Annotated in this window: 18 protein-coding genes; 10 read left to right on the plus strand and 8 right to left on the minus strand. The window is 69.1% G+C overall.

Annotated elements, in window-relative coordinates:
• Positions 1–81: 81 nt before the first annotated feature.
• On the minus strand, positions 82–738 hold the full coding sequence (locus tag ACFV15_RS13100) for a GntR family transcriptional regulator (RefSeq protein ID WP_378350526.1): 657 nt from the start codon (positions 736–738) through the stop codon (positions 82–84).
• 157 nt (positions 739–895) lie between these two features.
• On the opposite strand from ACFV15_RS13100, the gene araD reads away from it, so the two are divergent.
• From araD to ACFV15_RS13120, 4 genes are all read left to right on the plus strand, one after another.
• Positions 896–2,614, plus strand: a complete 1,719-nt coding sequence (gene araD, locus ACFV15_RS13105) for an L-arabinonate dehydratase (protein WP_378350433.1) — start codon at positions 896–898, stop codon at positions 2,612–2,614.
• A 117-nt stretch (positions 2,615–2,731) separates the two neighbouring features.
• Positions 2,732–4,516 (plus strand): VanW family protein, encoded by a 1,785-nt coding sequence (locus tag ACFV15_RS13110; RefSeq protein ID WP_378350527.1) that lies wholly within the window; start codon positions 2,732–2,734, stop codon positions 4,514–4,516.
• Between the two features lie 193 nt (positions 4,517–4,709).
• A complete protein-coding gene (locus ACFV15_RS13115; RefSeq protein WP_378350434.1) occupies positions 4,710–5,468 on the plus strand; it encodes an ABC transporter ATP-binding protein in 759 nt (252 codons plus the stop codon).
• Positions 5,450–7,024: a hypothetical protein gene (locus ACFV15_RS13120; RefSeq protein ID WP_378350435.1), complete on the plus strand. Its 1,575-nt coding sequence runs from the start codon at positions 5,450–5,452 to the stop codon at positions 7,022–7,024. The genes ACFV15_RS13115 and ACFV15_RS13120 overlap by 19 nt, the downstream gene beginning before the upstream one ends.
• On the opposite strand, the gene ACFV15_RS13125 is transcribed toward ACFV15_RS13120, so the two are convergent.
• A complete protein-coding gene (locus tag ACFV15_RS13125; RefSeq protein WP_378350436.1) occupies positions 7,021–8,559 on the minus strand; it encodes a TolB family protein in 1,539 nt (512 codons plus the stop codon). The two genes, ACFV15_RS13120 and ACFV15_RS13125, sit on opposite strands and share 4 nt — an antisense overlap.
• 173 nt (positions 8,560–8,732) lie before the next feature.
• Between ACFV15_RS13125 and ACFV15_RS13130 the strand changes: the two genes are divergently transcribed.
• Genes ACFV15_RS13130 through mtnA form a run of 4 tightly spaced genes read left to right on the plus strand, consistent with a single transcriptional unit; the run spans position 8,733 to position 11,626 of the window.
• Positions 8,733–9,143, plus strand: coding sequence for a Clp protease N-terminal domain-containing protein (locus tag ACFV15_RS13130; protein ID WP_378350437.1), 411 nt, complete (start codon positions 8,733–8,735; stop codon positions 9,141–9,143).
• A gap of 1 nt (position 9,144) precedes the next feature.
• Entirely contained in the window at positions 9,145–9,846 is a 702-nt protein-coding gene (locus ACFV15_RS13135) for a dienelactone hydrolase family protein (RefSeq protein WP_378350438.1), read from the plus strand.
• Between the two features lie 14 nt (positions 9,847–9,860).
• Entirely contained in the window at positions 9,861–10,658 is a 798-nt protein-coding gene (locus ACFV15_RS13140) for a PIG-L family deacetylase (RefSeq protein ID WP_378350439.1), read from the plus strand.
• Complete coding sequence (mtnA, locus tag ACFV15_RS13145) at positions 10,658–11,626, plus strand: S-methyl-5-thioribose-1-phosphate isomerase (RefSeq protein ID WP_378350440.1); 969 nt, start codon at positions 10,658–10,660, stop codon at positions 11,624–11,626. Before ACFV15_RS13140 ends, mtnA begins: the two co-directional genes overlap by 1 nt.
• A 53-nt stretch (positions 11,627–11,679) precedes the next feature.
• Here the strand turns inward: mtnA and ACFV15_RS13150 are convergent, their stop codons facing one another.
• Positions 11,680–11,898, minus strand: coding sequence for a ferredoxin (locus ACFV15_RS13150; protein ID WP_091294476.1), 219 nt, complete (start codon positions 11,896–11,898; stop codon positions 11,680–11,682).
• Positions 11,899–11,904: 6 nt separating this feature from the next.
• Positions 11,905–13,095 (minus strand): cytochrome P450, encoded by a 1,191-nt coding sequence (locus ACFV15_RS13155; protein ID WP_378350441.1) that lies wholly within the window; start codon positions 13,093–13,095, stop codon positions 11,905–11,907.
• A 115-nt stretch (positions 13,096–13,210) separates the two neighbouring features.
• Here ACFV15_RS13155 and ACFV15_RS13160 point away from each other — a divergent pair, with 115 nt between their 5' ends.
• Complete coding sequence (locus tag ACFV15_RS13160; RefSeq protein WP_378350442.1) at positions 13,211–13,789, plus strand: TetR/AcrR family transcriptional regulator; 579 nt, start codon at positions 13,211–13,213, stop codon at positions 13,787–13,789.
• Positions 13,790–13,809: 20 nt separating this feature from the next.
• Here ACFV15_RS13160 and ACFV15_RS13165 read toward each other — a convergent pair whose 3' ends face one another.
• Both ACFV15_RS13165 and ACFV15_RS13170 read right to left on the minus strand, forming a co-directional pair.
• Positions 13,810–14,502: an anti-sigma factor family protein gene (locus ACFV15_RS13165; RefSeq protein ID WP_378350443.1), complete on the minus strand. Its 693-nt coding sequence runs from the start codon at positions 14,500–14,502 to the stop codon at positions 13,810–13,812.
• A complete protein-coding gene (locus tag ACFV15_RS13170) occupies positions 14,499–15,392 on the minus strand; it encodes a DUF1996 domain-containing protein (RefSeq protein WP_378350444.1) in 894 nt (297 codons plus the stop codon). Before ACFV15_RS13170 ends, ACFV15_RS13165 begins: the two co-directional genes overlap by 4 nt.
• A gap of 224 nt (positions 15,393–15,616) precedes the next feature.
• Between ACFV15_RS13170 and ACFV15_RS13175 the strand changes: the two genes are divergently transcribed.
• A complete protein-coding gene (locus tag ACFV15_RS13175; RefSeq protein WP_378350445.1) occupies positions 15,617–16,150 on the plus strand; it encodes a sigma-70 family RNA polymerase sigma factor in 534 nt (177 codons plus the stop codon).
• Positions 16,151–16,252: 102 nt separating this feature from the next.
• On the opposite strand, the gene ACFV15_RS13180 is transcribed toward ACFV15_RS13175, so the two are convergent.
• Positions 16,253–17,443 carry a sensor histidine kinase gene (locus ACFV15_RS13180; RefSeq protein ID WP_378350446.1) on the minus strand — a complete coding sequence of 397 codons (1,191 nt, stop codon included), beginning with the start codon at positions 17,441–17,443 and terminating at the stop codon, positions 16,253–16,255.
• Complete coding sequence (locus tag ACFV15_RS13185; protein ID WP_378350447.1) at positions 17,440–18,930, minus strand: cation acetate symporter; 1,491 nt, start codon at positions 18,928–18,930, stop codon at positions 17,440–17,442. Before ACFV15_RS13185 ends, ACFV15_RS13180 begins: the two co-directional genes overlap by 4 nt.

Here is an 18,930-nt window from a genome sequence, read left to right on the forward strand (position 1 = left end):
GGGGCCGTGACCCCCCCCGCCCCCCCCACCGCTGTCGTGTGTGTGCCCCACTGCCCCCGCCGCCGCCAACACTCACGAGCACTAGTCACCGATCGCGGCGACGATGCGGTCGAGGAAGTCGGCCACGTGGTTGCGCAGCAGGTCCGAGGCCGTCTGGGCGTCGCCCTTCTTGGCGGCGGCGAGAATCGCCTTGTGCTCGTTCCATTCCTTGCGCCAGCTGGGGTTCGCTTCCCAGCCGACGATGCTGATCAAGGCGGCGCGGTCCTTGAGGTCGTCGAGGATGGTGACCAGCAACGGGTTGCCGCACCCGCTGTAGAGCGCGCGGTGGAAGCGGCGGTTCAGCAGGCTCAACGCCGCCTGGTCGCGGTCCGAGATGGCGGCCGAGGCTTCTTTCAGCGCTTCGGCGGCGTCCTCGAGCAGCGCCGGGTCGCGGCGTTCGACCGTGCGGCGGACCGCTTCGGGCTCCAGCACCAGCCGGACGTCGTAGACGGCCTTGGCGAGTTCGGCGTCCACCACGCAGACCGAAGCGCCCTTGTACGGGCTGAACGTCACGAGACCCGAATTGGACAGCACCTTGAGCGCCTCGCGCACCGGCGTCTTCGAGACGCCGAGCTTGGCCGCTAATTCTGCTTCGACCAGCGGCTGGCCGGGTAACAGCTCCCTGGTGAGGATGCCTCGGCGGATTTCCTCAAGCACCACTTCGGTGCGTGAGGCGGGCAGGCTGAACGTCCCAGACATCGTCATCTCCGGCTCCCGACGGCTTTCGCAGATAGTGCCAAATCTACTGGCAAGACGCCGTCCGAATGTTCCGGCGGTGAACAGTCGCAGAAATGATATATGAGATGCCATACTTTAGGGACTACACACAGTCCAGGAGAGTGGCAGGATCAGCTCAATGATGAAGCCTGAAGACCTCCGTAGTCACCGCTGGTTCGGCGGCGACGAGCTGCGCGACTTCAGCCACCGGGCGCGGAGCAGGCAACTAGGATTCAACCCCGAAGAGCACCTTGGCAAGCCCGTGATCGGGATCCTGAACACGTGGAGTGACATCAACCCCTGTCACATGCACCTGCGTGAGCGTGCCGAGCAGGTCAAACGCGGTGTCTGGCAGGCGGGCGGCTTCCCGCTGGAGTTCCCGGTCGCGACGCTGTCGGAGACCTACCAGAAGCCGACGCCGATGCTCTACCGGAACCTGCTCGCGATGGAGACCGAGGAGATCCTCCGGTCCTATCCGATCGACGGCGCCGTGCTCATGGGCGGCTGCGACAAGAGCACGCCCGCGCTGCTCATGGGCGCGGCCAGCGCCGGGCTCCCGGCGATCTTCGTGCCCGCCGGGCCGATGCTCAAGGGCCATTGGCGCAACGAGATCCTCGGCAGCGGCACCGACATGTGGAAGTACTGGGACGACAAGCGCGCCGGCCTCATCGGCGACGAGGAGATGTCCGAACTGGAGCGTGGCCTCGCCCGCTCCCCCGGTACCTGCATGACCATGGGCACCGCCTCGACCATGACCAGCGCCGCCGAGGTGCTCGGCATGACGCTGCCCGGCGCCGCCTCGATCCCGGCGGTCGACTCGGCGCACCACCGGATGGCCGCGGCGAGCGGCGCGCGCGTGGTGGACATGGTGTGGGAGAACCTCACGATCTCGCAGGTGCTCGACAAGCGCGCGTACTCCGACGCGATCGCCACCGTGCTCGCGCTCGGCGGCTCCACCAACGCGGTGATCCACCTGATCGCGATGGCGGGCCGCAGCCAGATCCCGCTGAGCATCGAGGACTTCGACGCCATCGCCCGCCAGGTGCCGGTGCTGGCCAACGTGCGTCCCGGCGGCGACTTCCTGATGGAGGACTTCTACTACGCCGGCGGGCTGCCCGGCCTGCTCTCGCGGATGACCGACCTGCTGCACACGGACCGGATGACGGTGAGCGGCAAGACGCTCGGCGAGACACTCGCCAGCGCCCGCGTGCACAACGACGACGTCATCCGCACCCGCGAGAACCCGGTCGCGGCCGAAGGCGGTGTCGCCGTGCTGCGCGGCAACCTCGCGCCGTCCGGCGCCGTGATCAAGCACATCGCCGCCGAGCCGCACCTGCTCACCCACACGGGTCCCGCGGTCGTGTTCGACAACTACAGGGACCTCAAAAAGCGCATCAACGACCCCTCGTTGAACATCACCGAGGATTCGGTGCTGGTGCTGCGTGGTTCCGGTCCGCTCGGCGGGCCAGGCATGCCGGAGTACGGGATGCTGCCGATCCCCGACCACCTGCTGGCCAAGGGTGTGCGTGACATGGTCCGCATCTCCGACGCCAGGATGAGCGGGACCAGTTATGGGGCCTGCGTGCTGCACGTGGCGCCGGAGTCGTTCGTCGGCGGCCCGCTGGCGCTGGTACGCGACGGCGACCTGATCACGCTGGACGTCCCCGCGCGACGGCTGCACCTCGAGGTCGACGACGCCGAACTCGAGGCCAGGCGAGCCCAGTGGGAGCCACCGCCGCCGCCGTTCGAGCGCGGCTACGGCTCGCTCTACGCCAAGCACATCACGCAGGCCGACGAGGGCTGTGACTTCGACTTCCTCGCCAAGGCCGGCGCGAACCCGGAACCGGACGCCCGGTAATCGATTGTCCTCAGGGGGCATCCCCCAACCGGGCGAGTGTCAGGGGCCTTCTGGCGTGCCCGTATCTTGAACACCGGCGATCGGCAACCCCGAGCTGATCGTGGAGGGTTGAGAGAGTTGCCGGATTCGTACTGGCCCGGGTCAAGCGCCGAGCAGACGGACATCTTGCCTGCCGTTTCGGTACTGACGCAGGAGCCTCCCACAATCGAGCCCACTCCGCCGAAGAAGCGCTTCAACAAGCGTAAGGCCGCCATCATCGGCGGCTCGGTGTTCGGCGGGCTTGTGCTGCTCTGGGGCGCCGACCTGCTGATCAGCGGCGGCAGCGTGCCGCGCGGGGTCACCGTGGCCGGGGTGGACGTCGGCGGCATGAGCCGCGACAGCGCCGAGAAGGAGCTGCGCGCCAAGATCGAGCCGCGGCTGAGCAGCCCCGTGCAGGTCAAGGCGGGCGACGTCACCGACCAGCTCGCGCCGAAGGCCTCCGGGCTCACCCTCGACTGGCCCGGCACGCTGGACCAGGCGGGCAGCCAGCCGCTCAACCCGTTCACCAGGATCGCTTCGTTCTTCTCGTCGCGTGAGGTCGGCGTCGTGACGCACGCCGACGACGCCAAGCTCGGCCAGGCGCTGGAACAGCTGAGAGCCAAGACGGACCGTGACCCGATCGAGGGCACGATCCGCTTCGACGAGGCCGAGCCGGTACTGGTCGAGGCCAAGCAGGGCCAGAAACTCGACGTTCCCGCCGCCACGCAGGCCGTGCTCGCGCACTGGGCCGCCGGGCAGGCACTCGAACTCCCCGTCGCGCTCACCCCGGTGCAGACCAACCCGGACGCGCTCAAGGCCGCTTTCGAGCAGATCGCCAAGCCCGCCGTCGCGGGCCCGCTGACCATCAAGGGCGAGGGCAAGGACGCCAAGCTGGAGCCCGCCCAGATCGCCGCGGCGCTGAGCTTCGAGCCGATCACGCTGGCGCCGAAGATCGACCAGGAGAAGGTCGTCGAGGCCGCCGGTCCGCAGCTCAAGTCCACCGAGAAAGAGGGCAAAGAGGCGTCGATCGTCTTCGAGGGCGGCAAACCCACCGTCGAGCCGTCCGTCGACGGCAGGGGCGTCGACTGGGAGGTCAGCCTCAAGCCGATGGTCGACGTGCTCAAGCTGGCCGACAAGCGCGAGCTGAAGGCCACCTACAAGGACACGCCTGCCAAGGTGACCACCGAGCAGGCCAACGAGCTCGGCGTGAAGGAGGTCATCGGCGAGTTCACCACCGGTGGCTTCGCCGCCGACTCCGGGACCAACATCCACGTGGTGGCGAACAAGGTCAACGGCGCGATCGTCAAGCCGGGCGAGACGTTCTCGCTCAACGGCTTCACCGGACCGCGCGGCACCAAGCAGGGCTACGTCGAGGCGGGCGTCATCTCCGACGGCGCACCCGGCCGCGAGGTCGGCGGCGGCATCTCGCAGTTCGCGACGACGCTCTACAACGCCGCGTACTTCGCCGGGATGAAGGACGCCGGGCACAAGGAGCACAGCTACTACATCAGCCGCTACCCCGCCGCGCGCGAGGCGACGGTGTTCCAGAACCACGACGGCAGCAGCGTCATCGACCTGAAGTTCACCAACGACAGCCAGACCGGCGTCGCGATCCAGACGATCTGGACGCCGTCGTCGCTCACGGTGAAGCTGTGGGGCACCAAGCGCTACAAGGTCGAGTCGATCCCCGGCGACCGCTCGAACCTGACCGAGCCGCAGCCCAAGGCCGGTCCCGCGGAGAACTGCCACGCCAGCAACGGCGCGCAGGGCTTCACGACCACGGACACCCGCGTCCTGCGTGACGCGGCGACCGGGCGTGAGGTCAGCCGCAGCACCCGCACGGTCAAGTACAACCCGCAGCCGAAGATCACCTGCGGCGAGTAAAGCCGCAAGCCTGTCCAAAGCCCCGCCCGGTCTTCCAGGCGGGGCTTTGTGCTGGTCAGGGTCGTGAGTGGTACGGCCGGTTCTAACCGGCGAAAACACTCACGACGCTTAGGTAGGCGAGGCAACCGAAACCCCCGCGCCGCGCGTATACCCGGCGTAGGGTCGCGCCAGCGACTCGATGAGGGGGAAGCGCATGATTCCGGCGCTGGGGATGTACGGGCTGTATCGGCAGTTCGGTGCGAAGCTCGCGGTCGACAACGTGAGCCTCGAGGTGCCACCCGGGTCTTTTTACGGCCTGGTCGGGCCCAACGGGGCGGGCAAGACCACGGCGTTGTCCATGGCCGTCGGGCTGCTGCGGCCGAACGCCGGGCATGCCCGGATCTTCGGGGTCAACGTCTGGGGTGAGCCCGAGCAGGCGAAGGCGCAGGTCGGCGTGCTGCCGGACGGGTTGTCGATTCCCGAGCGGCTCACCGCGCGCGAGCTGCTCACGTACATGGGGACGCTGCGGGGGCTCGACGCGCAGACCGTCGCCGAGCGCGCGTACGAGCTGCTCGGTGTGCTTGAGCTGCTCGACGCGGCGAACACGCTGGTCATCGACTACTCGGCGGGCATGCGGAAGAAGATCGGGCTCGCCATGGCGTTGCTGCACGCGCCGAAGCTGCTGGTGCTCGACGAGCCGTTCGAGGCGGTCGATCCGGTGTCGGCGTCGACCATCCGCACGATCCTGAAGCGGTTCGTGGCCTCCGGGGGCGCCGTGGTGCTGTCGAGTCACGTGATGGCGCTGGTCGAGCAGATGTGCAGTCACGTCGCGGTGATCAGCAACGGGCGGGTCGTGGCGGCGGGCGCGGTCGACGAGGTGCGGGGCGAGGGCAGTCTCGAGGACGCGTTCGTGCACATCGTCGGCGGGCGGACCGGTGGGGCGGAGGGGCTGTCGTGGTTGGCGTCTTCGTAGGGATGAAGCTGCGCGTGATGCGCCACTCGCTGCGGGGCAATCGCAAGGCCGGGACCATCATCGGCGGCGTGCTCGGGCTCATCGCGGCGATCATCACGCTCTCCTACGGCACGGTCTCGTTCGCCAACCCCGGCACCTCGGTCGACCTGCTGGCGTCGATCTACGCGCTGTGGCTGCTCGGCTGGATACTCGGGCCGGTCATGATGGGCGGCGACGAGACGCTGCGGCCCGAGCACTTCTCACTGCTGCCGCTGAGCGGGCGCAAGCTGGCGACCGGGCTGCTCGCGGCGAGCTTCGTCGGGGTGACCACACTGGTTTCGCTGATCGCGTTCGCCGGGCTGTTCTTCTACGGCCAGCGTCTCGGCGGTGGCGCGGCGCTCGTCGGGCTCGTGTTCACCGTGCTGCAACTGGTGCTGGTCGTGCTGATGTACCGGGTGGTCACCGGGCTGCTCGGCGCGTTGCTGAGCACGCGCAAGGGCAAGGACCTCGCGCTGGTGCTCGTCGCGCTGTTCGCGTTGTCCGGGGTCGGCCTCCAATACCTGCTCAACACACTCGGTCCGGCGATCATCGACGGCAGGGCGGGCGAGTTCACTTCGGTCATGCGGGCGCTGCCGTCCGGCTGGGGCGCCGTCGCGGTGCGCGCCGCCGCGGACGGGAACTGGCAGACCGTGCTGCTGCTGGCGGCGGCCATGGTCGTGCTGCTCGCCGGGCTGCTGCTGGTCTGGGCGAAAATGCTCGCCTGGCGCGTGACCCGTCCGGCAGATCACGGGGTGGCCAAGTCGCGCGCGAAGCGGACCGGCCGCACGCTGCTGCCGTCGACACCGCTGGGCGCGGTGGTGGGCAAGGAGTTGCTGACTTGGCGACGTGACGCGCGACGCCGCACCACGATGTTCACCGCGATCATCATCGGCCCGGCGATCATGATCGGGCCCTCGCTCTACGACGGGTCGGCGGCCAGGTTCGCCTCGTTCGCCGGGGTCTGCCTCGCCTTCTACGTCCCGCTCTACACCTCCAACCTGTACGGCCTCGACGGCAGCGGCATGTGGCACACCTTGCTCACCCCCGGCGCGATACGGGCCGACGTCCGGGGCAGGCAGCTGGCCTGGCTGCTCATCGTCGGGTCGATCGGCCTGGCGTGCTGCCTCGTGCTCCCCGCCGTCACCGGCCATCCCTCCACCTATCCGCTGGTGCTCTCCTTATTCGCCACGCTGGTGCTCGCGGGAGCCGGTTCTGTGGTCCAGCAATCCGCCATGGCGCCTTATCCGCTGCCGGATCAGCGCAAGAGCTCGAACCCGTTCGCCTCGGGCGGCAACCCCGGCTGCGCGAAGATCCTGCCCATGATCGGCATGGAGCTGCTGGCACTGCTGGCGACCATCCCGGTGATCATTCTCGAGGTCGTCGGGTACACCCAGGACCTGATCGTGCTGTGCTGGCTGGGGCTGCCGCTGGGAATCGCCATCGGCGCGGCCTTCTACTGGTACTGGGGCAAGAGCGCGATCGCCAAGATCACCACGGCGGGCCCCGAGATACTGGCCGAACTGCGAGTGTCCGTTTAGGACGCTCGCACGCCGTCGACGCTCAAGGTCTGCAGGAGGCCGATGCTGAAACGGATGTAGCGATAAGGTGCGCCCGCGTGCCGGACCAGGTGCCCGGAGAACCGGCTCGACCCGACTTTTTTCCCTTGCGCATCAAGGAGATCGACGTGGACGGAGCCGAGGCACCGGCCTCGGATCTCCAGGTCGCCGACGCCCTCTTCCTCGTCGCCGAGGTCGAGGGTGAAGCGGCCGCCCAGCAGCCCGATGACGGTCGCGGTCCTGCCGTCCGGCGCGCCGAGCGCGTGCTTTCCGTTCAGCAGCAGCACGTTCGACGCCGACGCGATGGCGTTCGCGAACGGGTCGGCGTCCGGTTTCGGCAGCCTGCTGTGGAAGACCTGGCCCTGGCCGTCGAAGACGACGGACCGGCCGTCGCCGCTGATCACCGGCCCGGCTCCGGCGCCGAGCCTGGTGAGCGCGCCGGTGCGCAGATCCTTGACGAAGACGTCGAAGTCCTTGTTCATGTCGCCGGGCGTGAGGTTCGAGGCCTTGCTCTCGAACACGGCGAACCGGCCGTCCGCGCTCAGCGCCGACCGGTACGCGAGTTCGTCACCCTGCCGTCCGTCGGCGGTGACACTGGCTCTGACGAGCTTGCCGCTCGGGAGGTCTTTGACGTAGATGTCCGCGAAACCGTTGGTGTCACCGGGAATCAGCGCGGCCGCCGAGCTGAACGTGACCGCCGAGCCGTCGCCGCTGATCCGCGGGCGTTCGGCGTCGGCCGCCGTGCTGACGCGCGTCACGTTGCCCGTCTTGAGGTCTTTGACGAACGCGTCGAAGCGGCCTCGGCCGTCACCGGGTGCCAGATTTCCCGCGTTGGAACGGAAAGCCACATAACGGCCGTCGGCGCTGACCGTCGGCCGGTCCGACATGCCGAACGCGGGCGCCCCGTCCGCGGTCACGCTGACCAGCGAGATCTTGCCGGTGACGAGGTCGGTCCTGAACACGTCCGGCGCGCCGTTCACGTCGCCGGGCACCAGGTTCGAGCCGACCGAGAAGTAGACGACGGACCGTCCGTCGGCCGCGATTTCCGCCAGATACGAGACATTGTCGGCCCACACGCCCTCCGGGGTCCGGCTGGCGACGGTCAGCTTGCCGGTGCGCAGATCCTTGACGTAGACGTCCAGGCCCTCGTTCTCCCTGCCGGGCACGAGGGTGCGCGCGTTCGACGTGAAGGCGACGAACCGGCCGTCCGCGGAGATCGACGGCTCATAGCCGCCCGCGTCGGCCTGGCCGCCGTACGCGGTGACGTTGGCCCTGGTCAGCGTGCCGAGTTGCCGGTCGCGGACGAAGATGTCGGAGGCGTTGTTGGTGTCGCCGGGCACCAGGTTCGACGCGAAGGACTGGAACGCGACGAACCGGCCGTCGCGGCTCACGTAGGCGTTGTCGGACGGGGCGTTCCCGTGCCCGCTCACCACTTCGGTGACGGGCACGATCGCGCCGGTGAGCAGCAGCGCGACGGGCAAAGCCGCCGCGACGATGAGCGTTCTTCTCGCGAGCACAGGAAGTTCCTTCCCTAGCGCGGCGGATCTTCTTACTAAGCCGCGCCCGGGAGGAAACCTCAAGATCCCGCCCACGGGATCCGTCAAATCAGGGCAAACCGGCCAGCGCTTCGCTGAGCGCCGCTTCGGGCAACCGCTTTCCAGCGCTGAGCCGACCTGACATGCTGGGGCCCGTGTTCCACAAGTTCACCGAATCCGCACGCAAGGTCGTCGCCGGAGCGCAGGACGAGACGCGCAAGCTCGGGCATCAGCGCATAGGGAACGAACACCTGTTCCTGGCCGCGTTGGCGCACTACGAGCTCGGTATCGACATCGACGAGGCGCGGCAGGTCGTCCGGCGGCTCGCGCCTGCCGACGAGGAGCCTGCCCAAGGACACGTCCCGTTCAGCACGGAGGCCAAGGGTGTGCTGGAACAGGGCCTTTACGAGGCCACCGGCACCGGCCATAAGCTGATCTCCGGCGGGCATCTGCTGCTGGCCACCATCGCGGACCCCGGCACGGTCGCCTCGCGCGCGCTGGGTGAGCTGAACGTGCCGGTGGCGGACTTCCGCGACCGCGTCATCGCGACCACGCTGGGAGACTGAGTTGAGCACACGGACCGAACGCGTCACCGTGGCCGATGGCGGGTTCGACCTGCCGGTCTGGCTGCCCGAGTCCGGCAGCGGGCCGGGGCTGGTGCTGATCCAGGAGATCTTCGGACTCGACGACTACCTCAAGTCCGTCGCGGCGGATCTCGCCAAGCTCGGCTACGTGGTCGCGGTGCCGGAGCTGTTCTGGCGCTTCGAGCCGAAGTGGTCGTCGGCGCACGACGAAGCCGGAATCGCGGCGTCGATGGCCGTGGTCGGGAAGTTCGACTTCGGCCTCGGCCTGGCGGACGTGCTGGCCACCGCCGACCTGCTGCGCGGGCTGCCCGAGGTCAAGGGCGGCGTCGGCGTGTTCGGCTTCTGCCTCGGCGGCTCGCTCGCGTTCTCCGCGGCTGCCGAAGGATCGCCGGACACCGCGGTGTCGTTCTACGGCTCGACCGTGCCGGACACCATCGGGGCACTCGACCGCGTGACCTGCCCGATCCAGTTCCACTTCGGCGGCCAGGACCCGTACATCGCCCGCGAGGGCGTGAAACGCGTCGAGGAGGCCGTCGCCGGGCACGAGGGCGCGGAGATCCACGTCCAGGAGGAGGCCGGGCACGCGTTCCACAACCACGTCGCGGCGATCTTCTACGACGCGCCCGCCGCGGAAGCGGCTTGGTCGCTCACGGAAAGCTTCCTGGCACGGACCCTGCCTGTGTAGGTAGCTTCTGCACTATGGCAACTCTGGTCACATTCCACGCTCACCCCGATGACGAATGCATCGGCACTGGTGGCGTGATGCGCAAGGCCGCCGACGAGGGGCACCGCGTGGTGCTCGTCGTCGGCACCCGCGGCGAGGTCGGCGAGGTCGAAGACGGCTTTCTCGCTGAGGGCGAACAGCTGTGGGAGCGTCGGGTCATCGAGACGCACGCGTCGGCGGAGATACTGGGCGTCAAGCGCGTGGAGTTCTTGGGGTACCGCGACTCCGGCATGATGGGCGAGCCGACCAACACCGAGCCGGGCACCTTCTGGACCGCGCCGATCGAGGAGGCCGCCGAGAAGCTCGCCGCGATCCTGCGTGAAGAGAACGCCGACGTGCTCACGATCTACGACGACAACGGCGGCTACGGGCACCCCGACCACATCCAGGTGCACCGCGTCGGCAAGCGCGCGGCCGAGCTGGCGGGCACGCCCCGGGTCTACCAGAGCACGATCAACCGCGACGCCATGCGCCGCGGCATGGCGGAGGCGGTGGCGTCCGGCCAGATCAAGGCGGAGGACGCGCCGGACTTCGACAGCGGCGAGTTCGTGTTCGGCAAGCCGGAGTCGGAGCTCACCTGCGAGGTGGACGTGACCGCGCACCTGACCGAGAAGCGGGCCGCGATGCGCGCGCACGCGTCGCAGATCAGCGAGCAGTCGTTCTTCCTGTCGATGCCGGACGACCGCTTCGCCGCCAGCTTCGGCACCGAATGGTTCATCCGCGAGGATCAGGGCCCCGGCATCACCGAGACGGATCTGCTGGCGGGCCTGTAATGCGGCGGACCGTTGACTGGGCCGACGGCGCCGTCGTGATCATCGACCAGGTCGCGCTGCCGTCGGAGTACCGGACGCTGACGCTGCGCACGGTCGACGAGCTCATCGACGCCATCCGGCGCCTCGCCGTGCGCGGCGCGCCCGCGCTGGGTGCGGCGGGCGCGCTCGGGGTCGCGCTGGCGGCGTTCAACGGCTCGGATGTCCCTGCGGAGGCGGAACGACTGGCCTCGGCCCGGCCGACGGCGGTCAACCTGCGCTGGGGCGTTTCGCGGGCGCTCACCCGGCTCGGCGACGGCGCCGACGCGGTGCTCGCCGAGGCTCTCGCCTTGCTGGAGGAAGACGAGCTACTCAACCGCGAGGCGTCGGGTCAGGCAGCGGAGGTCGTACTGGCGGCGTGCTCGCGCCGTCCGCTGCGGCTGCTCAGCCACTGCAACGCGGGCCGCCTCGCGACGGTCGGCTGGGGCAGCGCGCTGGGGGTGGTCTGGCATCTGCACGCACGCGGCCTGGTCGAATCGGTGCTGGTGGACGAAACCCGGCCACTGCTGCAAGGTGCCAGGCTGACGGCATGGGAACTGGCGGAAGCCGGGGTCCCGTACCGGGTACAGCCGGACAGCGCGGCGGCGCTGGCGATGTCACGCGGCATGGTCGACTGCGTGCTCGTCGGCGCGGACCGCATCACCGCGAACGGCGACGTGGCCAACAAGATCGGCACCTACTCGCTGGCGATCGCGGCGGCACACCACGGCGTCCCGTTCGTGGTCGTCGCCCCGTCGTCCACAGTGGACACCACGATGGCGACCGGCGCGGAGATCGAGATCGAGGAACGCCGCGCGGACGAGCTCACCCACTTCGCGGGGACCCAGGTCGCGCCCGACGGCGCGGCCGTGTTCAACCCGGCGTTCGACGTCACCCCGGCCGCGCTCGTCACGGCGGTCGTGACCGAACACGGGGTTTTCAAGCCTGCCTAAGGGGTCGTGAGTGGTACGGCCGGTTCTAACCGGCAATACCACTCACGACCTCGCTAAGGCCGGGGCCCGATTTCTTCGCCTGCCGCGTTGGCGACGGCGATGGCCATCGCCGGGCAGGAGTCGGCCGCGTCGAGGAGGATCTCGTCCTCGTCGACTTCGGCGGCACGGGCGGTCGCCGTCTCGCCGGTCAGTTCGAACCACTCAGGCGCCAATGCGGCGCACATGCCAGAGCCGATGCAGGTGTGCGCGTCGACCTCAAGGTGCCAAGTCACAGATCATCACCATCCCACCGGCATTCTACGAGGAGACCGCACCAGCCTCTGCGTTTTCCACTCGATGTCGCCGACCAGATGGAGATCGGGCATCTTCGTCAGCAGCGCGCGCAGTGACTCCTGCAGCTCGATGCGGGCCAGCTGCGCGCCGAGGCAGTGGTGGATGCCGTGGCCGAAGCCGAGATGGTGGTTGTCTTCCCGGTCCAGCCGCAGGGTTTCCGGGTCCTCGAAGCGACGCGGATCCCGATTGGCGGACCCGACCGCGCCGATCACCGCCTCGCCCTTCTTCACCACGATGCCGCCGATTTCGATGTCTTCGCTGGCATAGCGGGCGAAACCGGCGCCGGCGCCGAGCGGGACGTAGCGGGTGAGCTCCTCGACCGCGCTCGGGATCAGCTCCGGCTCGGCCAGCAAACGCTTCCACTCCTGCGGGTGCTCCAGCAGGACGTAGACGAAGTTGGGGATTTCCGACGCCGTCGTCTCGTGGCCGCCGATCAGCAGGCCGATGCACATGTCGACCAGTTCCAGCTCGGTCAGCCGGTCCTCGACGTCGCGGGCCTGGATGAGCGCGGACATCAGGTCGTCGCGGGGGTTCTCGCGGTGGTCGGCGATGAACTCGGCCAGGTAGTCGCGCAGGCCGTTGCGGTTGGCGACGGCCTCCTCGACGGTCAGCTGGGCGGTGGACAGCGACCCGTCGCTCCACTTGCGGAACTTCGGGCGGTCCAGGTCGGGGACGCCGAGCAGCTCGGTGATGACCGCGACCGGCAGCGGCAGCGCGTAGTCCTCGACCAGCTCGGCGGTGTTGCCCTTGGCGACGAGATCGTCGAGCAGGCCTTCGGCGAGCTCGCGCACCCACGGGCGCATGTTCTCGACGCGGTGCTTGGTGAACGCCTGCGCGACCAGCCGCCGCAGCCGGGTGTGGTCCGGCGGGTCCTCGGCGAGGATGCCCGTCTCCAGCGCGGTCGGGAACATCCGCGGCGGGTCGTACTGCTTGGCCAGCGCGCGGGAAAACCGCTTGTCGCCGAACACCTGGCGGACGTCGGCGTAGCGCGTGGCCAGCCAGCCGGGCTCACCGAACGGCATCTTGATCCGAAGCAGGCCTTCGGTGTCGCGGGCGGCCTCGTAGTGCTCGCTCATCTCGAGGCCTGCGCCGAATTGGAAGGGATAGGCAACGGGATCGGTCGGCGTAGCGGTCACTGGTCACTCCCCGTCACAGCTTGTAAGCAGTTGCTTACAACGCTAGGTGGGGTCATCGGACCGGTCAATGACCCCCCTATGGGTTTAGGGGTTACGGTTTCCCCGGGAGGGGAGAGTGACCGGAGAACCACTGTCGCGCAAGCGAGACGCGGCCGCGACCCGAGAGGCGTTGCTCGACGCCGCCGCCGTGCTCTTCGCCGAGCGTGGCTTCGACCGCACCACCGTGCGCGACATAGCCAAGCACGCCGGCGCTAACCAGGCATTGCTGTTCCGTTACTTCGGCTCGAAGGAACTGCTCTTCGAAGAGGTCATCGCGCGCGGCGGACGGGAACAGATCGCGTCGACGCCGCCGGAGAAACTGCTCGAGAAAGCCTTGCGCAGCGTGCTTTCCCCTGAGCTGCACGGGAAGAAACGCGACCATTCGCTCGAAGCGTTCCTGCGCTCCACCGGCAGCGGCAGCGCGTCTTCGCCGATCAGCAAGCAGCTCGGCGACGAGTACGCCCGCGCGCTCGCCAAGCTCACCGACGCGGCCGACGCCGACCTGCGCGCCGACCTCATGCTCGCCTGGGTGCTCGGCATCGGGCTGATCCGCGACGTCACCGGCCGCGAACCACTGGCCAGCGCGGACCCCGACGAGATCTGCCGTCTCGTGCTCCTCGCGAGCCGCGCCCTGTTGGAGCGCAACGACTCGTAACGCCTGAGTCCTTTGTGGACTCACAGCTGAGCGGCCACCATCGTCCGCCCGGCGAACGTGGCGATCTCGACCGACGCGACCTGGTCCATCGGGATCAGCGCGGTGCCGTCGACGTTGCTGCCCACCCGCTCGGCGTCCGGCGAGACCAGCCAGCTGCCCGCGACGACCCGTTCACCCGAGCGTGAGACGACCACGATGCGGCATTTCTCGCCTGCCTTGATCCCCGCGGCCGCCAAGTTGAGGCGCACCCAGCCCGCCGCCGGCTCGACCCGCAACGTCATCCGCGCGCCACTGGCCTGATCGGTCACCGAAGCGACCTTGGTGCCTGCCGCCGGTGGCGCGTTGAGCTGGGTCGTGGGCGCCGGCGCGGGTGAGGCGACCTGCTCGGTCGGCGCGGTGCCGCGCCCGAGCAGCAGACCGCCGATGGCCGCCACCACGATCGAAGCCGCGACCAGGCGGCCGGGGGTGAAGAACCGGGGCCCGTCGCGGACCCGCTTGGCGAGCCGGGGCATCACGAGTTCGTCTTCCGGAGGCCCTTCCAGAAAGGCTTCGTCGGGAACCGCGCCGAGCATCGCCTGGATTTCGCGCAGCTCCTCCACCTCCTGGCGGCAGGCCGCGCAGGCGGCGAGGTGGGCTTCGACGGCCTTCGCCTCGGCCGGATCGAGCTTGCCGAGCACATAGACGCCGAGTGAGTCCGTGTCGTGCGTGTTCATCGCCGCCCCCCATTGAGCCGCTCCACCAGCGCCGCCATCTGGTCGTCGGTCATCACGTTCGCGAAGTCGGAGTGATCGGTGCCGGGATTCTGCCGCTGCTCCGGGAAGGAGTCGATGGCGAACTTCGCGCCCTGTGGCACATCGTAGGAGACTTCCACCCGCAGCCGCGGTATCGCGAACGTCCGCGCCGGGCAGACGCCCGCCGCGTCGGCGAAGGCCAGATGCGCCCTGTGGTTGGCGCTGTCGGTGTTGCGGCCGTCCCAGCAGCCGGGGAAGTCGAAGATCCGGACCACGCGTGCCCCGCCGGGGCAGACCGGGTACTTGGTCTGGACCCGATCCTCGAGACCGGAACAGCTCCACTTCGCCGGTGACGGCGTCTGCTCGGTGAACGCGCGCGGGGCGCCGGTGCTCATCCGCAGGAACCGGGGCATGCCGACCACCGGGCCCGCCGGGCTGCCCCGGTAACTGATGGCCACCGAGGACGGCGGGACCGGCGGCGCGCCCAGGTCGTGCCCGTGGCCGCCGGAGAGCCGCAGCACCGGCCAGTAGTAGGTCGACCGGTTGCCGTCGGGGCAGGTCGTCTCGGCCGCGGCGAGGCTCGCGTCGGTCGACATGGCGTTGGTCGACACATTGCCGACGTACTCGTGCTCGTGGTGCGCCGCACCAGGCTGTCCCGGGGTGGCGATGAAGTTGTCGACGTTGCGATGACCGTTGGCGTTGGCGCCGCAGTCGGTCTTCACGACCTGGGCCGCCGCGTACGCGGGCACCGGGCTGGGCGCCGTGGTCAGCAAGTCGGCGTAGTCCTGCGCCAGCGGGCCCTCAGGGGCCGCCGAACAGCCCGCGAGCACCCCTGCCGCGGCCAGTCCCAGCGCGATACGGCTCAACCTCATGTCAGTGACACGGCCCCGGACCCCGTCCGGGTTCACCGATGTGCCGATTCACCACTGAACCCGACCGCCCATCCGTTCGTCGGACACCGCCCGTCCGCAGAACTCGCGCATCCGGCTGCTCGTCTCGGATTCCCTTCATCAGCGTACCGACGTGACGCTCGTCTCCCTACCTTCAGAAACGTGACCGGTCAGAGCGTCCGGCGAGACCGTTGGAGGGGTTCGGCATGCCGCACCTGAAGATGGACTCAGCCACCCTGCGCGAAGTGATGGACGAACACGAAGCCGCGCTGCGCCGCTACGTGCGCAAGCTGACCGGCACGGATGTCCAGCTCGCCGAGGACATCGTCCAGGAGACGCTGCTGCGTGCCTGGCAGCGGCCGGAGGCGCTGACCACCCGGCACACCTCGATCCGGCCGTGGCTCTACACGGTGGCCCGCAACCTCGTCTGCGACCACTGGCGCGCACGCAAGGCGCGGCCGATGGAGGTCGACGACACCGGGCTCGACACGTTCGCCGTCGCGAAGGACGAGATCGCGTCGGTGGAACTGACCCACGCCATGCGTGAGGCCATGGACAGGCTGCGTCCGGAACACCGGGCGGTTCTGGCGCAGCTGTACTTCCGCGACCTGTCGATCAAGGACACGGCTCGCGAGCTCGGTATCCCGCTGGGCACGGTCAAGTCCCGGACGTACAACGCCTTGCGCGCGCTGCGCCAAGCCGTCGAAGAACTGGGGTTGACTGTTTCACCCAATAGGTAAGAACCTTCCCAAAGGCGGAGACGTGGAGGAGAGCATGACGGTGCGCATCCAGACAGAGCTCAGCCACGTAAGCAAGCCTTCACGCAGGTCCAGGTGGCGCTTTCACCTGGGCCCGACGCCCGATCGGTACTTCGGCACGCGCACGTGGACCTTGGTCCCGGCGCCCGGTGCCGTCTCCACCACCAACCCGAACGCGTCGCCGTAGACCTGACGAAGTCGGTCGTCGATATTGCCGAGGCCGATGCCCGCGGTCTCGTCGACCTCGCCGGCGAGTATCCGGCGAGCCTGGTCCGGTTCCATCCCCGAGCCGTCGTCCTCGACGAAGATGTGGGCCTCCGAGCCGACGTCCTCGGCGACGATCGTGAGATGCCCGGTGCCCGCCTCGCCGTCCATCCCGTGCCGGACCGCGTTCTCGACGAGCGGCTGCAGGCAGAGGAACGGCACGTTCACCGGCAGCACCTCCGGCGCGATGCGCAACGTCACCTTGAGCCGGTCGCCGAACCGCGCCCGCTGCAGGGTCAGGTACTGCTCGATGGACCGCAGCTCCTCGCCGAGCGTGGTGAAGTCGCCGTGGCGGCGGAACGAGTAGCGGGTGAAGTCGGCGAACTCGATCAGCAATTCGCGTGCGCGCTCGGGGTTGGTGCGCACGAAAGACGCGATCACGGTCAGCGAGTTGTAGATGAAGTGCGGGGAGATCTGCGCGCGCAACGCCCGCACCTCGGCTTCGAGCAGCCGCCGCTTCGAACGGTCGAGTTCCGCCAGTTCGAGCTGCCCCGACGCCCAGCGCGCGACCTCGTTGGTCGCCCCGGCGAGCGCGGCGGACGCGTTCGAACTGTAGACGGTGATGGCGCCGACCACGTGATCGTCGACGGCGAGCGGCGCGACCACGGCGTAGCGGATCGGGCAGTCCGGCTCGGCGCAGCCCAGCTTGTCCCTGCCGAACACCTGGGGCCTGCCCGATTCGAAGACGGTCTTGGCCAATTCGGCGGTCGCCCCGCCGTGGCACTCCTGGCCGACGCCGTCCCAGGCGAGCAGCCTGGTCTCGTCGGTGATCGCGAGCGCGGGCGTGTCCAGCAGCGTCCGCAGATGCCGGGCGGCCTTCCTGGCCGTCGCCGGGACGAGGCCAGCGCGCAGCGGCGGCGCGGCCGACCAGGCCGTGTGCAGGGTTTCGAAGGTCGCCCGTTCGGCGGCCGTGCCGAGCCGCGAGCCCGACCGCTTGGCGTACCGGCCGACGATCAGCATCACCACCAGCGCGACCGCCGCACCGCCCAGCGCGCTCAGGAAGATCGTCATACCCGTTTGTTCCCTTCCAGCACGCTTTCCGGCAGGTGCAGCCGCGCCAGCATGCGCGCCGCGCCCGGTGCGCGGTGGGACGGGGTCAGCAACGAGACCACGATCATCACGCCGAACCCGAGCGGCACGCTCCACGCGGCAGGCCACGCGAGCAAGGTGTGCAGCAGCCCGCTTTCCTGGCCACGCGCGATCGTCACCGCACCGGCGACCAGCGCCGAACCACCGCCGGTGATCAACCCGGCCGCGGCGCCGACCGAGGTCAGCTTGCGCCACCAGATGCCGAGCACCAGCAGCGGGCAGAACGACGACGCGGCGACCGCGAACGCCAGCCCGACCACGTTCGCCGCGGGCAGTCCCGGCACCAGCAAGGTGATCGCGAACGGGACCGCGGCCGCGACGATCGTCGCCAGCCGGAACGCGCGGACGTTGCGCGCGCCGGACAGCACGCCCGCGACCGAGACCATGAGCCCCGACGAGGTCGACAGGAACGCCGCGAACGCGCCGCCCGCGAGCAGCGCGCCGAGCAGGTCGCCGCCGACGCCGCCGATCATCCAGCGCGGCAGCAGCAGCACGATCGCGTCGGTGTTGCCGTCCGACGGGAGGTTCGGGTTGTACATCCGGCCGAGTGCCGCGTACACCGGCGGCATCACGTAGAAGACGCCGAGCAACGCCAGCACGATCACCGTCGTGCGGCGCGCCTCGCGGCCACTCGGGTTGGTGTAGAAGCGGACCACCACGTGTGGCAGCCCCATGGTGCCGAGGAAGGTCGCGATCATCAGCGCGTAGATGACGTAGACCGGGTATTCCTGCATGCCGTTGAACGGCGAGAAGCTACCGGTTTCCGGGGCCAGGCCCGCGTCCGGCTTGGCTTTGCCGTGCATCAGCCACGCGCACACCAGGAAGATCAGCGGCACGGCCAGCGCGGTCAGCTTGAACCAGTATTGGAACGCCTGCACGAAGGTGATGCTGCGCATCCCGCCGGCGACCACGTTGCTGACCACGACCACCACCACGAGCAATCCGCCCGCCCACTTCGGCGCGCCGGTGACCGTCGCCAGCGTCAGGCTCGCGCCCTGCAGCTGCGGCAGCAGATAGATCCAGCCGATCCCGACGGTCAGCACACCCGCGATCCGCCGCACGGTCCGGGATTCCAGCCGCGCCTCGGCGAAGTCGGGCAGCGTGTAGGCGCCCGAGCGCCGCAACGGCGCGGCCACCAGCGCGGCCAGGAAGAGGAAGCCGACGGTGTACCCGACCGGGTACCAGAGCATGTCCGAACCGAACGCGAACAACAGCCCGGCGACACCGAGAAAAGACGCGGCGGACAGATATTCGCCACTGATCGCGGACCCGTTCAATTGCGGCGAGACGGTGCGCGAGGCGACGTAGAAGTCCGATGTGGTGCGCGAAACGCGCAGGCCGTAGATGCCGATGGACAGCGTGGCGAGCACGACCAAGACGACAGCGACGATGCTGTAGGCGTTGTTCAA

It is taken from the genome of Amycolatopsis sp. NPDC059657 (genome assembly GCF_042734395.1).
Lineage (GTDB): Bacteria > Actinomycetota > Actinomycetes > Mycobacteriales > Pseudonocardiaceae > Amycolatopsis.